This is a genomic window from Vibrio sp. SG41-7 (assembly GCF_014164465.1).
Classification (GTDB): Bacteria; Pseudomonadota; Gammaproteobacteria; order Enterobacterales; family Vibrionaceae; genus Vibrio; species Vibrio splendidus.
This window is the reverse complement of the sequence record NZ_JACJFF010000044.1, coordinates 1-14,734: the sequence shown is the minus strand read 5'-3', so window position 1 is coordinate 14,734 and position 14,734 is coordinate 1. Positions and strand designations below refer to the sequence as shown.

Sequence of the window (14,734 nt, the reverse complement as noted above, 5' to 3'; positions counted from 1 at the left end):
TATACTTAAGTGATTTCGTGAATTTTGTTGGAAAATTAATCGAACCGATTCTGGTTTACTGAAAACAATAAGTTAACCTGCTAAACTTCAGACATCCAAGTATTTGAATTATTGTGACAACAGCTTGTACTACTTGGATTGTATGTTCGAGTTTGTGATTAAGTCGCAGGTAAGTAAGGAATACGAGGTCAATAGACCCTATTAGTATTCCGTAGAGAGGGATAATGACTAAAGGTATAGATAAATACAGTATCGACAGTACGGATTACACTGTCGGTCAAGATAACGTCCAAAAATGGGGTTTTGATGTTCATAACCCAGTATTTGGTATCAGTGCAGGACTTATTGCTTTGTTCCTGATCGGTATTCTGATTACAGATACCGCTTCAGCAAAGGCAGCTCTGGATGGCGTTAAAGGCCAGATCATCAATTCGTTTGATTGGCTTTTCATCTGGTCGGGTAATGTTTTCGTTGTTTTCTGCTTAGGCTTAATTGTTTCTCCGTATGGTAAAATCCGCCTTGGTGGTGTTGATGCGACGGCAGATTACTCATTCTTCTCTTGGCTATCGATGCTGTTTGCCGCAGGTATGGGTATCGGCCTAATGTTCTGGAGTGTGGCGGAACCCGCTGCTTACTTCACGGGTTGGTTTGAAACCCCGTTAGGTGTTGAACCCAACACACCAGAAGCTGCTAAGTTGGCGCTAGGTGCAACCATGTATCACTGGGGTCTACACCCTTGGGCGATTTATGGCGTAGTAGCACTGTCACTTGCGTTTTTCTCTTACAACAAGGGATTGCCTCTTTCTATTCGTTCTATTTTCTACCCAATCTTGGGTGATAGAGCGTGGGGTTGGGCTGGTCACATTGTTGATATTCTGGCGGTTCTTGCAACGCTGTTTGGTTTGGCGACGTCGCTGGGCTTAGGTGCACAACAAGCAGCAAGTGGTATTCAACATGTCTTCGGAATCGAGGCTGGCTTAGGGTTACAAGTTGTTGTTATTACCGTAGTAACGTTATTAGCGGTCGTGTCAGTGCTTCGCGGTATTGATGGCGGCGTTAAAGTTATCAGTAACATCAACATGTTGGTTGCTTTCTTACTGCTTATCTTAGTGGCTCTAATCGGCTATGCGGTGAGTTTAGGTTCTATCCCAACAACCTTTATGGCATACGTTGAAAACATCATTCCTTTGAGTAATCCTCATGGTCGTGAAGATGAAGCGTGGATGCACGGTTGGACGGTATTCTACTGGGCTTGGTGGATTTCATGGTCACCATTCGTAGGTATGTTTATCGCGCGTGTTTCTAAAGGTCGTACGGTTCGTGAGTTCATCACAGCGGTTCTGATTGTTCCAACGACTGTTACTATCATTTGGATGTCAGTATTTGGTGGCATGGCGATTGACCAAATCGTGAATAACGTTGGTATCCTTGGTCAAGATGGTTTGACTGATGTATCACTAGCGATGTTCCAAATGTTTGATGCTCTACCGTTCGGTACGCTGCTATCAATCATTGCGGTTATCTTAGTTCTAGTATTCTTCATTACGTCGTCTGACTCAGGCTCTCTAGTTATCGACAGCATCACTGCTGGTGGTAAAGTTGATACGCCTGTACCTCAACGTGTGTTCTGGGCGTTCCTAGAAGGTGCGATTGCTGTCGCTCTATTGTGGGTTGGCGGTACTGAAGCAGTACAAGCTCTACAAGCGGGCGCAATCTCTACGGCATTGCCATTCACCATCATTCTATTACTGATGTGTGTGAGCTTGCTAATGGGTATGCGCACCGAGAAGCGATAGACTGATCGTTAATCGACTTTCCATTTGGTTGAAGTCGAATATAAAGTAAAAAGAAAGGCAGAAGAGGAAACTCTCCTGCCTTTTTTGTATCTATTTTACAGTCTAGAGAACAGTATATTTCGATGGAATTACCTTCAAAATAACGCCTTAAATTTGGCGACAAGCCAAGGAATTGACATTCGATAAGCCAATGGTTTGCTTAAAATTATATTACGTTATTAAATTATAAAATCGCTCGAATTTAATACTGATATTGGGTAGTATGCGCGAGATTTCCCACTACTCGTGAAACTTTGACATGAAACTAACACTTAAGCAGAAGTTAATAGGTGCTAGCCTATCTGCTGTTGTCGTTATGGCAACAGCGTTAACTTGGTTATCAGCAAACCAATTATTTGAACAGACTCGTAATGGCGTATACCTGCGAGCTGAAAGCGTATCAGAAGCAGCATCTGAAGGTATTAAAAACTGGATTGATATCCGCACCGATATCGCATCTGCATTTAATGACTTTTCACGAGAGGATGATGTTGTTCCTTTCCTTAAGCAAGCTCGTGTAGCGGGTGGCTTTGACGATATCTTTTTAGGTACTCCAGAAGGCGGAATGTACCGTTCACATCCTGAACGCAATCGCGCTGGTTACGACCCTCGTCAACGTCCTTGGTACCAAGAAGCAAACGCTGCAGGTAAGCAAATCATTACCACTGCTTACCAAGATGCAATCACTAAAGCATTGCTAGTAACAATTGCAGAACCTGTGCGTCATAACGGCAAACTTGTTGGTGTAGTGGGTGCAGACGTACTTATCGACCAACTAGTGAACGATGTAATCAGCCTTGATGTTGGTGACAATGCGAACGCAATGCTAATTGATGCCTCTGACGGCACATTCCTAGCACACCCAGATTCAGCACTAAGCTTGAAGCCAGTAAGTCAGCTTTCAAACGACATCTCTATGCCAATTATTGAGAACGCAGTGCGTACGGGTAGCATCGAGATCATCAAAGAGCGCGGCGCAGAGAAGCTGCTTTACTTCACGAAGGTGCCTAACACTAACTGGATCTTCGCGGTTCAGATGGACAAAGCAACAGAAGAAGCGAACCACTCAACACTACTTACTCAGTTGATCACAACGGCGGTCATTATTACGTTAATCGTAATCGTATTAGTATCTTGGTTAGTGAGCTTCCTATTCCGTGATTTGAACCGTGTTTCAGCGGCACTTGAAGAAATTGCTTCAGGTGAGGGCGACCTTACTCAACGTCTTGAGCCTAAGAGCGATGACGAGATTGGTAAGCTTGCTGAAAACTTCAACCGTTTTGTAGGCAACATGCACACCATGGTGATCAAGCTAAGCGAAGTATCTGCTGCGCTAGGTAACCAAGCACGTCAGACGGCTTCTCAAGCTGAAGAACGTAGTGCTCGTATCCAAATGCAACAAGACGAGATCAACATGGTAGCAACAGCCGTTAACGAAATGGCTGCAGCAACACAAGAGATCGCGGGTAACGCTGACCACACTGCACAGAACTCATCTGAAGCGGTTGGCGCGTGTGAGCACGGTACTGGTCAAGTGACACAGACTCAAAGCTCTATCCAAAACCTTGCTCAAGAAGTTCAAATCGCAACTAACGTGATCCTAGAACTTGAAGAGCACGGCAACAGCATCAACGCTATCTTGTCTAACATTCAAGGTATTGCAGAACAAACGAACCTACTTGCACTTAACGCCGCTATTGAAGCAGCACGTGCCGGTGAACAAGGTCGTGGTTTCGCCGTAGTAGCGGATGAAGTTCGAGTTCTGAGCCAACGTACACACGGTTCAACGCAAGAGATTCAGCAAACTATTGAGTTGCTACAAGGTACAACAGGCAAAGCGGTTAGCATCATGAACGATAGCCGTAGTCTTGCTGAAACCAGTGTTGATGACGCGAACTCAGCGGCTGCAAGCCTAACGCAAATCCATGCTGCTGTTGAACGCATTAGCGACATGGCAACACAGATTGCTTCTGCTGCAGAAGAGCAAGCGTCAGTAACGTCTGAGATTACTCGTAACACTGAGGGAATCCGTGACGTATCTAACGAGCTAGCAGACGAAGCGCACCAAGCTGCAGAGCAAGCTGCTCAGCTGTCTGAACTTTCTCACGAGCTAGAAAGCGAAATCAGCCGCTTCAAGCTTTAAGTGATTAATCTGTAATAGCATTATTTAAAAGCCGAATGTGAATATCACATTCGGTTTTTTTGTGCGTGCTAGTTAGAGTTATGAACCCTTAACTAGTTGTTCGGATAGCCTGGGAATTTAGCTTTAAGGGCTGCACGAGTAGGGAAGTATTGCTCCATAAATTTAACCATCGCAGGGTCGTTCGCTTGTCGTTTTTAAGCTGTTTGGTATTGGCATCAAGGTCAGTACTTATTGTAAGTGACTGGCCAAGTTTGATTGGAGAAGGGTGTAGTTCAGGAGAATCACAGACACAAAAAAGCCCGAGTATAAACTCGGGCTTTGAATGGTTTTCTTTATAACTTATGAGGCGCTAGATTGCCTGACGAAGTTGGAAATAACGTCCTTCTTCGTTTAACAGTTTCTCATGAGAGCCGTTTTCAACAATCTCGCCTTGTTCAATCAGAACGATAGAATCCATCGACTCCAGACCAATCAAACGGTGCGTAATGAAGATCACCGTCTTGCCTTCGAAGTGCTTCTCGAACAGCGCCATGATGCTCTGTTCAGTTTGCTTATCTAAGCCTTCTGTCGGCTCATCTAGAAGCAGGATAGGGGCATCATGAAGAATGGCACGTGCGATACCAATACGGCGCTTCTCACCACCAGACAGTTGACGACCACCGTCACCTAACCAGCTATCAAGCGCGTTGTTCTCAAGCAGCTTTTCTAGGCCAACGTCTTTTAGGATGTTCGCTAAGTGATCATCGGTTGCTTCTGGTCTTGCAATCAACAAGTTGTCACGCAAAGTACCGTTCAAGATATCGACACGTTGGCTCACGACACTGATTGATTCACGAAGCTGTGATTCGTTCCATTGAGTGAGTCCAATACCTGCGATAGAGATATGGCCTTGCTTTGGATCCCAGTAGCGAGTCAGTAGTTGAATCAGAGTCGATTTACCAGAACCCGTTTGACCAACAATCGCAACCTTGTGTGTGGCAGGAATCGTTAGGTCTACAGCGTTCAGAACACTGCGCTCAGAATCAGGGTAGTTGAACGTCACGTTTGAGAACGTAATATCAAGCGGCTTGTTGATGTCGAGTTTATCTTCAGCAAACTGAACTTCAGGCTCTGACAGAATCACTTCATTCAAGCGACGAGCAGAAGACAGAGTTTGACCTAAATGCTGGAACGCACCTGCAATTGGCATTAATAGCTCGAAGCTTGCCATGGTTGCGAATGCCATTAGCGCGATGAACGGGTCTGGTGCATTACCACCCACACCGTCAGCCGCAAGCCAAAGCATAAGAACCAACGTCAAACCGTTGAACAGCATTAGCGCTGCTGAAGCCATACCGGTAAGGTTAGCATTCACAAACTGATTCGCCATCAGCTTTCGTTGAGTCTCTAGAATGGCATTGCGGTAACGCTCTTCAGCACCAAACAGAGTTAGCTCGCTGTAGCCTTCAATCCAATCTAGCGTAGTCACACGAAGATCCGCTTTGTTCTGTGTCAGTTCGCCGCCGTTACGCTTACCCAGCTTGTAGAACAAGATTGGCCAAACCAACAGCATGATAAGAAGGATAGAACCTAAGATTAAACCTAGTGAGCTATCGAACCACATCAAGAATAGAGTCAGGAAGAAAATCCCAAACACACCCACCGTCACAGGGCTTACTAAGCGCAGGTACACGTGATCCATCGCGTCTACATCAGCAACCAAACGGTTGAGAAGGTCAGCATCACGAAGGTTTGAGATACGACCTGGGATCAGCGGAGCCAGCTTCTTGAAGAAGAAGATACGTAAATCAGTTAACAGTTTGAATGTTGCATTGTGGCTGACAACACGTTCACCCCAACGACCCGCAGTACGGCTCATTGCCAAACCACGTACACCACCACCCGGCAGCATGTAGTTGAAGGTTTCACGCGCAATCGTAAGGCCAGCAACCGCAGAAGCTGAAATAAACCAGCCTGATAGCGTTAACAAGCCGATAGAAGCCGACAGAGTTGCAAAAGCCAATAGCATGCCTAGCGATAGGCCAAACCAATGCTTTTTATAGAGTTTCAGGTAAGGCAGTAAATCACGCATCTAAATTACCCTTATTATCTTGTTGAGCTAAGTTCGCGTTCAGCATCTCTTCAAACAAACCACCCGCAGTCGAAAGCTGAGAGTAATGACCTTGTTCAACCAGACCACCATCGCGCATAACCAGAATATTATCGACTGATTTAAGAGGAGCGAGTTGGTGCGTCACAAGTAGGGCAGTGCGGCTTTCAATGTTGCTATTGATGCCTTTCATCACTAACTGTTCGCTACGAGTATCTAGGCTGGCTGTTGGTTCATCTAATAACCAGAACTGACCGTCTTGAATCATTGCGCGAGCCAGAGCCAAACGCTGAGATTGACCAACAGACAGGCCGCCAGAGCGATCAGAAATCATATAATCCAAGCCGTGCTCGTTTACGAACTCGCTAGCAAATGATTGCTCAAGTGCATTCTCGACAACTTGGTCAGCGATATCATGCTTACCTAGAGTGACGTTGTCACGAATGCTACCATGCAGTAGTAACGGGTTTTGACCAACCCAGCTAATGGTTTTACGCCAAGAGGCTAAGTCGAGGTCACGCAATTCAATATCATTGATTTTCAAGCTTCCTTCATAAGGCATGAAACCAAGGATGGCATTGATCAAACTTGTTTTACCCGCACCACTTGGGCCAACTAACGCAGTCGATTGGCGAGTGTTCAGTGCGAACGAGATAGGACCAACTAATTGAACACCTTCCGGGCTTAACACTTTTAGGTCGGTAGCTTCAATATTGATGCCTTGAGCTGAATCGAGTTGAGTGTTACCTGATTTAACCTTAGTGATGTCTGTTTCTAGGAACTCGACAATACTTTCGGCTGCGCCAACCGCTTGTTGTTTCGCGTGGTAGAAAGTACCTAAGTCACGCAGAGGTTGGTAAAACTCTGGCGCTAAGATAAGGATAAACAAACCAGCGAATAGCGTAATGCCTGCACCGTAGTGACCAAAGTTCAGCTCACCGATGTAAGTGAAACCAAAGTAAACCGCGGTCATCGCGATAGAGATCGACGTGAAGAACTCAAGTACCGCAGAAGACAAGAAAGCGATTTTCAACACATCCATGGTGCGCGTTCTGAACACTTCAGATGCACCTTTCAATACTTCTGTTTCAGCGTTGGTGCGGTCAAATAGACGAATAGTCGTCATTGACTGCAAACGGTCGTAAAAGTGACCTGAAAGACGCTGCAGCGCTTTGAAGTTTTTACGGTTGGCATCGGCCGCTTTCATACCAACAAGTGCCATGAACATCGGCACCAGTGGAGCCGTAATCAAGAAGATCAGTCCTGCTGCCCAGTTTACTGGGAACACCACAACTAAAATAATGAATGGAATCATTACCGATAAAGACATCTGAGGTAAGTAACGAGAGAAGAAGTCTTGCATGTCTTCTACTTGTTCTAGCAACAGCGTTGCCCACGTACCGGCAGGTTTACCTTTAATGTAAGCAGGGCCTAACTCACGTAGTTTATCTAGGATGAGTTGCCTTATATAGACACGGATCTGTTCACCACAGCGATAACCTGCGATTTCACGTCCCCATGTACAGCCAGCACGGCCAACGACCGATAATGCCAAGCCTGCGAAATGACCAACCAGTTCAGATTTATCGACATTCTCGATGATCAGCTGGTGAAGAATAGAGGCGAGAAGAGCTGCTTGAGCAATTAAGAACACGCTTGAAAGTACGCCAAGGCTAATCGCAATCATAAGCCAGCGTTTCGCTAACTTACTCTGTTGCTTAAGCCACTTGTTCAAGCTGCGTTGTTTTTTCTTATCCATTATGAAGGCTTAATGATAATTATTATTTGTTGAGGGCGGCTAGTATACAAAAGAAAGCCCAGTGGATATACCACTGGGCTCTAGGGATTTACAACAAAATGTGATGACGCCCTGCATCTACTGAGGCGAGAGCACCGATAATCAAATCTGCAATCTCAGATTTACTTATCGTTAAGGCCATCTAGGAAGCGTTCAGCATCCAGTGCAGCCATACAACCTGTACCAGCAGAAGTGATTGCTTGGCGGTAGTTGTGGTCCATTACATCACCTGCGGCGAACACGCCTGGGATGCTGGTTTGTGTCGCGTTACCTTCAAGACCAGACTGAACGATGATGTAGTCATCTTTCATGTCGACTTGGCCTTTGAAGATTTCAGTGTTTGGTTGGTGACCGATAGCAATGAATGCGCCCATTACTTCGATATCTTCTGTCTTATCAGACTGAGTATCTTTAATACGAACGCCCGTTACGCCCATGTCGTCGCCTAGAACTTCGTCTAGCGTGCGGTCAGTGTGAAGAACAATGTTGCCGTTCTCTACTTTGTCCATTAAACGTTTCACAAGAATCTTTTCAGCGCGGAACGTGTCACGACGGTGAACAAGGTGAACTTCAGACGCGATGTTAGATAGGTAAAGTGCTTCTTCAACAGCCGTGTTACCACCACCAACAACCGCTACTTTCTGGTTGCGGTAGAAGAAACCATCACACGTTGCACAAGCAGAAACGCCGCGGCCTTTGAATGCTTCTTCAGAATCTAATCCTAGGTACTTAGCTGATGCACCCGTTGAGATGATCAACGCATCACAAGTGTACTCGCCAGAATCGCCTTTAAGACGGAAAGGGCGGTTAGATAGGTCGACTTCGTTAATGTGGTCGAACAGGATCTCTGTTTCAAAGCGCTCTGCGTGCTCTTTCATGCGATCCATTAGAGCTGGACCCGTTAAACCTTCAGGATCACCCGGCCAGTTTTCTACTTCTGTTGTGGTGGTAAGCTGACCACCTTGCTGCATACCGGTAACTAGTACTGGGTTTAGGTTTGCACGAGCAGCGTAAACTGCAGCTGTATAGCCAGCAGGGCCAGAACCAAGAATCAATAAATTACAGTGCTTTACGTCGCTCATGAGGACTCCGAAATTGAAATTGTTTTTATTTATAATCGCTTAGGATTGTATGGAAAATATGGAGGCAATAAAAGGTTAAACAAGGGCTGAAGTGTAATTAATCGTTATAGGTTAGAACATAAGCTATTTTTAGGAACTTAGGTACATCAAGGGATGTTGGATTATTAATAGCTTAGATAGTCAGCAGAACTGCATATATAGTTGAAAATGTTCATTTCGGTGAAATTTTCGCGACTAATCATTGTATGTCGCCAGAAGGTATATGGGCATTAAACCAAGAGGTATGTCATTTATTTAATGAGTTGTGCACGCATTGGAAATGCAAAAATCTCAAAGAGGAGGAGGCCATACAGTCTCCTCCTATAAATCTAATTATAACCTCGAATTAGCGTTTACCATGTGTATTTTATGCCAACACGATAACGAGTTTGACGATTATCGCTGTAACTGTCTTGTCTTACGTTACCAACCTCAACAAATGGACGCCATTTAGTGCCATCCGGATTTACAAAACTATACATGATGCGGAAATTGTGTAAATAGTCATAGCTTTCGTTATCAAATTGAGGTTTTGCATCATCAGTCATTTCATTCCAAATTTGGAACTCATATTGAAAATCCCATTTACCAGTGTTGTAGCCAAGCCAAGTATCTACTTCTTGAATTTTAGAGGTATAGCTTTCGCCTGCTTTATTAGTTTGTGAATAATCCCAAAGTTTCCATTTATAACGTGCTTGTACTCTAAAACCGTTATCAAAAGAGTGGTTCACACGAACATAAGGAACATAAACTAAACCGTCAGGATTAAAGTCAAGTGATGAACCAACTAATCCCGTCGTATTTTCCGCAATTTTATCGTAATAGAAAATAGAGAGTTCAGAGCCATTCATACTCATCTCATCAAACATCTGATCTTCGTCTTTATTGTTGTACCTTGCATCTAATTCAAACCCAATATTCTTCCCTGTATCTAAGAACATTTTTACTCTATCTGCATGTTTGTTATTACCATCTTTATATTCATGACGGTATTCCACAGTTGTTTTATAGTCATTTGCTAAGGCTTGAGACGCAAATACGGCTAAACCAGAAGCGATAATGATTTTGTAAGATTGTTTCATAATATTCCCTATTTATTATTAGTGTTTCACTGCTAAATCTTGAATGTATTTTTTATATTGATTTAATTAGGTGTAAGCATTAGCGGTATTTTTAGGTATTTCTGTTGGGCGCCAAGGGTCACCTGTATGCTCAAGCCAAGGCATAAGTTCATCTTGAATTAATTGAGTAATTAGCTCTGATTGTTGCTCTGCGATGTTTTTCATTTGATACGGATCTGCTTGGTTATCATGAAGAACATAGGTCAGTGGTTTACCTATTTTTCTGTCAATCATAAGCGTGTATTTTTCGTTTCGGATACCACGTCGACCGTAAGATTGTCCGCCATAAGGCATAAAGGTATAAAACTGAGAGGTGGGTTTTTGGTCGCCACTTTCTCCTTTTATTGTTTTTGAAAAATCATTACCTTCTACAGTATCTGGGATTAGATCGTTCATGCCCATTAACCCGAAGAGTGTTGGGTAGATATCAGGGGCTGAGAAAAGAAGATCGTCTGATTTTGGTGTTATTTTCCCAGGCCAGCGGAACATCATTGGAATTCGCATCGCTTCTTCATAGTGAACATTTTTAGTTGGGTTTCCATTAGAGCCCATACAGCAACCATGATCAGAGAAGAAAACGACCAAGGTATCTTCGGTAAGATTCAAAGCATCAAGTTCGTCGACAATACGACCAAATTGTTCATCTACACCATTGACCATCGCCATGTATTCTTTGAAATATTCAGGCCCATAACCGTCAAGGTATTCTTTATCCCATATGACATTTGGGCGAGAGTTTAGCTCTCTTGAACTCTTGTTAAATCGATCAAGATATTTTTGAGGGACTTGATCATAAGGAGAGTGAGGAGGGTTCATTGAAACAACAAGGGTAAAAGGTTTCGTGTTATCTCTATATTCACCATTTTCATTTCTTAGGTAGTTAATAGCGATATCAGCTTCATGCTCAGGACTCCATTGATTAATACGAAGTGGTTTATCCCGAGGCGTATCGTTCGTCCAATACATTGGTGTTAAATGTTTATCGTAAGTCCCGTATGAATACCAAAAATCAAAGCCATGGCGACGATCTGGCGCCGTCCAATCATTCCAATAACGGCCTTCCATTGGGTTGTTGTAGCTAGGAACGAAAGGCGCTTCTGGAGTATCTAAATGCCACTTTCCGATATAGCCCATGCTATAACCTTCTTTGCTTAGAATATCGGACCATGTTGATTGTTTTTTTTTCAACTCAATTCCAAAGTCTTTCCCACCAAACATCCCAGGGGTTGCTGTATGACTATTTCCTTGAATACCATTGCGATATGGGTATTGCCCTGTCATTAACATTCCTCTAAATGGAGTACATAAAGGAAAGTTTGAAACTGCTTGTTTTAATACTGAACTTTGTTTAGCAAATCTATTTAAATTAGGAGTAAGAGAAGGATCTTGATTCATAAAACCAAGAGCTTGAGCTCTCATTTCATCAGGAAAAATAATCAGTAGATTCGGGCGCTTAACTTTTCTAGTTAGTTTGCCCATCGGATCTTGCACTGTGTTTTTTTGGCAACCAGTTATTGCAGACGTTGCTGCAAGCGCTCCTGTTGCTGCGACACCTTTTAAAATGTCACGGCGAGTAATAGACATAATGTCTCCTTTCTTATTCTATTTTTGTAGGGTTACGTTATTGGTTATTTATTTTCGAATTCTTGCGGATCGTAAGTGATCGAAAGATGACTTGCTGTGTTAGGGATCACAAATATTAAGAGTGATGATGGCGTTTTAATCAAAGGTGATTTTCTTTTTCCATAGATATAAAGATAAATGAAAGGCAAGTCGCATTAACTATGCGTTTTATTTGGTATTTTTACTTTCAAAGAGTAATATATGAAGAAATACGAAAATTAACGTAAGATAAAAACAAAGCGAAAATTAACGAAAGAATGTGAAAGAGATCAAAAGTTTTATACTTCCATATTGTGGGAATAATTTTTAGGTGTAAGGTTAATTCGAAATCAAACGAAAGAGATTTCGTTGGTTTTAGGGAGACGAGAAAAAATGATTAGTGCTGTCGAAAGGCGCATGGAAATCGTAAACGTGGTGAACCAAGATGGTAAAGCACGTGTAGAGGACCTTGCTGCACGATTTGATGTCTCTAGTGTCACTATTCGCAGTGATCTGAGCTTTTTAGAAAAGAATGGGTATGTTGTTCGTTCTCATGGGGCGGCGATTCCAAATACTGGCGTAATTGCAGAACTTACGGTTCATGAAAAACGCCATCAAAATATTGGAACGAAATCCTCCATTGGGTATGCAGCAGCGCAGCTGATAGAGAATGGTGACACCGTTATTCTGGATTCAGGTACGACTACGCGAGAAATTGCATCTAACTTAAAGTTGTTAGAGCAAGCTGTAGTCATGACTAATGGTCTAGATGTAGCTATGGAGTTAGCATCAGCTTCTGGTATAGAAGTATTGATGTCAGGTGGAGTTCTTCGTAAGAAGGCTCTCTCTTTCTCTGGATCTCAAGCAGAGGCAAGCCTGAAGAATTACCGTTTTGATAAGGTTTTTCTTGGGGTTGATGGTTTTGATTTGAGGTCAGGTATCACCACACATAACGAACAAGAAGCAAGTTTAAATCGACTTATGTGTGATATTTCAGAACAAGTCATTGCTGTTGCGGATTCTACCAAATTTGGTAAGCGCAGCTGCCATATGATTAGAGAGTTTGGAAATATTGATATCTTAGTAACGGATTCTGATATTCCCGAAGAATATTTACAAGGTCTTCGTGAAATGAAAGTTGAAGTTATTATTGTAGAGAAAGATAAATAACCTAACTAACTCCATAGCTGCATTTAGATACAGTATGGAGTTAGTAAATGAACACCTTTCAACACCTTGTACAGCGTCATAAAGCGGGTGAACAAAATGGTATTTATTCTGTTTGTTCTGCACACCCGCTTGTTATTGAAGCGGCGCTCTCTCAAGCGTTAAGTGATGATTCCTTGCTATTAATTGAGGCAACTTCTAATCAAGTTGATCAATTTGGTGGCTATACAGGTATGAAGCCAGCTGATTTTCGAGATTTCGTTTTAGAGCTAGCCCAATCACTTCATTTTCCAGTGGATAAACTTATCTTGGGTGGCGATCATCTTGGACCTAATCGCTGGCAAAAACTAACGGCTAAAGAAGCCATGATAAATGCTGACGATCTCATTGCAGCTTATGTTGCTGCTGGATTCAAAAAAATCCATCTTGATTGCAGCATGTCTTGTTCTGATGATCCAAGCCCTCTTTCTGATGAAATTGTTGCCGAACGTGCAGCAAGATTAGCTAAAATTGCAGAAAAAACTGCAAATACATGTTTTGGCCATAGTGATCTTGTTTATGTTATTGGCACTGAAGTCCCTGTTCCTGGAGGCGCTGCAGAAGAGTTAGATACCCTCCAAGTTACTTCTCCGGAAGCTGCTCGAAAAACGATCCAAGCACACCTATTTGCATTTGAAAGAGCAGACATTGCGGAATGTTGGCAACGTGTTGTTGGGTTAGTTGTGCAGCCTGGTGTTGAGTTTGACCACACTGGCGTGATTGATTACCGCCCTGAAGACGCAACCGAACTGAGTAAAGTTGTGAATGATTTTGATCACATGGTGTTTGAAGCTCATTCAACGGATTATCAAACCGATAAAGCCTATCAATCCCTTGTTAAAGATCATTTCGCTATTTTGAAAGTAGGACCAGCGTTGACTTTTGCTCTACGCGAAGCCTTATACAATTTATGTGATATCGAAGAACAACTTATCCCTAAAGCACATTGTTCAGATCTGCGTGAGCATATCGAAAAAGAAATGTGTGACTCTCCAGAATATTGGCAACCGTATTATCAAGGTAATGAAGCTCAACAACGTTTTTCTCGTAGCTACAGCTTTAGTGATCGAATTCGTTATTACTGGCCAGATGAAAATATTAATCAAGCACAAACAACGTTGTTTAATAATTTATCCCGTAGTGGCATCCCACTTCCTTTACTCAGCCAACATTTATCTGCGCAATTTCATGCGGTTCGTGAAGGACAATTAAGTTCAGATCCGAAAGCATTAGTACTCGACAAAATTCGTCAAACTCTTCGTAGTTATGCGAAGGCATGCAAACAAAATAAAGAAGAAGGCATTGCATTATGAACCATTACCTTGGCTACTCAGTATCAGAATTAGAACAGCTTTCCGGCTTTTGGACAGCAAAAGAAATAACACAACAACCAATGAGCTGGAGAAAAACTAACTCAATAATTCGAGATAATATTGTTGAGATCTCAGCTTTTATGGAGGGGTGGGATACTCATACTGAACGCAGAATTATATTAACTGGTGCGGGTACTTCTGCATTTGCAGGGCAAGCTATTGCTCCGACATTATCTCGTGTATTGAAGTGCCGTGTAGAGGATATTTCAACAACTGATATTGTGTCGAACCCCGCAGAAGTATTAGCAGAGGATATTCCAACATTATTGGTTTCTTTTGCCCGTTCAGGTAATAGCCCCGAAAGCGTAGCTGCTGTAAATCTGGTCATGACTCCAATCTGTTGATTAATGGTAAAACTCTCGTTCGATAAAGGTGCCGATGACCTTATCGTGCATTTCTTCTGATCTCGAGAAACCGATAGTTTTTCGAACGAGTCTCTTTAAGCG

The 14,734-nt window shown here is 42.9% G+C and carries 11 protein-coding genes; 5 read left to right on the top strand and 6 right to left on the bottom strand.

What is annotated here, in order from left to right:
* Positions 1-224: 224 nt before the first annotated feature.
* Both H5300_RS13285 and H5300_RS13280 read left to right on the top strand, forming a co-directional pair.
* Positions 225-1,796 (top strand): BCCT family transporter, encoded by a 1,572-nt coding sequence (locus H5300_RS13285; RefSeq protein ID WP_004733395.1) that lies wholly within the window; start codon positions 225-227, stop codon positions 1,794-1,796.
* A 298-nt stretch (positions 1,797-2,094) separates the two neighbouring features.
* Positions 2,095-3,978 (top strand): methyl-accepting chemotaxis protein, encoded by a 1,884-nt coding sequence (locus H5300_RS13280; protein ID WP_017083880.1) that lies wholly within the window; start codon positions 2,095-2,097, stop codon positions 3,976-3,978.
* A gap of 349 nt (positions 3,979-4,327) precedes the next feature.
* On the opposite strand, the gene H5300_RS13275 is transcribed toward H5300_RS13280, so the two are convergent.
* From H5300_RS13275 to H5300_RS13255, 5 genes are all read right to left on the bottom strand, one after another.
* Positions 4,328-6,049 (bottom strand): heme ABC transporter ATP-binding protein/permease CydC, encoded by a 1,722-nt coding sequence (locus tag H5300_RS13275; protein ID WP_182796150.1) that lies wholly within the window; start codon positions 6,047-6,049, stop codon positions 4,328-4,330.
* A complete protein-coding gene (locus tag H5300_RS13270) occupies positions 6,042-7,826 on the bottom strand; it encodes a heme ABC transporter permease/ATP-binding protein CydD (RefSeq protein WP_102455277.1) in 1,785 nt (594 codons plus the stop codon). Before H5300_RS13270 ends, H5300_RS13275 begins: the two co-directional genes overlap by 8 nt.
* Positions 7,827-7,987: 161 nt before the next feature.
* Positions 7,988-8,947, bottom strand: coding sequence for a thioredoxin-disulfide reductase (gene trxB, locus H5300_RS13265; protein WP_012603688.1), 960 nt, complete (start codon positions 8,945-8,947; stop codon positions 7,988-7,990).
* A gap of 392 nt (positions 8,948-9,339) precedes the next feature.
* A complete protein-coding gene (locus H5300_RS13260; RefSeq protein ID WP_060993197.1) occupies positions 9,340-10,068 on the bottom strand; it encodes an oligogalacturonate-specific porin KdgM family protein in 729 nt (242 codons plus the stop codon).
* A 66-nt stretch (positions 10,069-10,134) separates the two neighbouring features.
* Entirely contained in the window at positions 10,135-11,691 is a 1,557-nt protein-coding gene (locus H5300_RS13255; RefSeq protein ID WP_182796149.1) for a sulfatase-like hydrolase/transferase, read from the bottom strand.
* A 411-nt stretch (positions 11,692-12,102) separates the two neighbouring features.
* Between H5300_RS13255 and agaR the strand changes: the two genes are divergently transcribed.
* From agaR to H5300_RS13240, 3 genes are read left to right on the top strand one after another with little or no spacing between them, the layout of a single operon-like run.
* A complete protein-coding gene (agaR, locus tag H5300_RS13250; protein ID WP_060993199.1) occupies positions 12,103-12,879 on the top strand; it encodes a transcriptional repressor AgaR in 777 nt (258 codons plus the stop codon).
* Between the two features lie 47 nt (positions 12,880-12,926).
* Positions 12,927-14,228 (top strand): tagatose-bisphosphate aldolase subunit KbaZ, encoded by a 1,302-nt coding sequence (kbaZ, locus tag H5300_RS13245; RefSeq protein WP_114633704.1) that lies wholly within the window; start codon positions 12,927-12,929, stop codon positions 14,226-14,228.
* Entirely contained in the window at positions 14,225-14,632 is a 408-nt protein-coding gene (locus tag H5300_RS13240) for an SIS domain-containing protein (RefSeq protein WP_259397688.1), read from the top strand. Before kbaZ ends, H5300_RS13240 begins: the two co-directional genes overlap by 4 nt.
* Here the strand turns inward: H5300_RS13240 and H5300_RS13235 are convergent.
* Positions 14,633-14,734: IS1 family transposase (locus H5300_RS13235; RefSeq protein ID WP_220503464.1), on the bottom strand; the 102-nt coding region annotated here is incomplete at its 5' end.

What these genes read in the sequence shown, in the direction of transcription:
- H5300_RS13285 (WP_004733395.1), top strand. Translation starts at nt 225, where the DNA reads ATGACTAAAGGTATAGATAAATACAGTATCGACAGTACGGATTACACT.
- H5300_RS13240 (WP_259397688.1), top strand. Translation starts at nt 14,225, where the DNA reads ATGAACCATTACCTTGGCTACTCAGTATCAGAATTAGAACAGCTTTCC.
- H5300_RS13270 (WP_102455277.1), bottom strand. Translation starts at nt 7,826, where the DNA reads ATGGATAAGAAAAAACAACGCAGCTTGAACAAGTGGCTTAAGCAACAG.
- agaR (WP_060993199.1), top strand. Translation starts at nt 12,103, where the DNA reads ATGATTAGTGCTGTCGAAAGGCGCATGGAAATCGTAAACGTGGTGAAC.
- kbaZ (WP_114633704.1), top strand. Translation starts at nt 12,927, where the DNA reads ATGAACACCTTTCAACACCTTGTACAGCGTCATAAAGCGGGTGAACAA.
- H5300_RS13280 (WP_017083880.1), top strand. Translation starts at nt 2,095, where the DNA reads ATGAAACTAACACTTAAGCAGAAGTTAATAGGTGCTAGCCTATCTGCT.
- H5300_RS13275 (WP_182796150.1), bottom strand. Translation starts at nt 6,049, where the DNA reads ATGCGTGATTTACTGCCTTACCTGAAACTCTATAAAAAGCATTGGTTT.
- H5300_RS13260 (WP_060993197.1), bottom strand. Translation starts at nt 10,068, where the DNA reads ATGAAACAATCTTACAAAATCATTATCGCTTCTGGTTTAGCCGTATTT.
- trxB (WP_012603688.1), bottom strand. Translation starts at nt 8,947, where the DNA reads ATGAGCGACGTAAAGCACTGTAATTTATTGATTCTTGGTTCTGGCCCT.
- H5300_RS13255 (WP_182796149.1), bottom strand. Translation starts at nt 11,691, where the DNA reads ATGTCTATTACTCGCCGTGACATTTTAAAAGGTGTCGCAGCAACAGGA.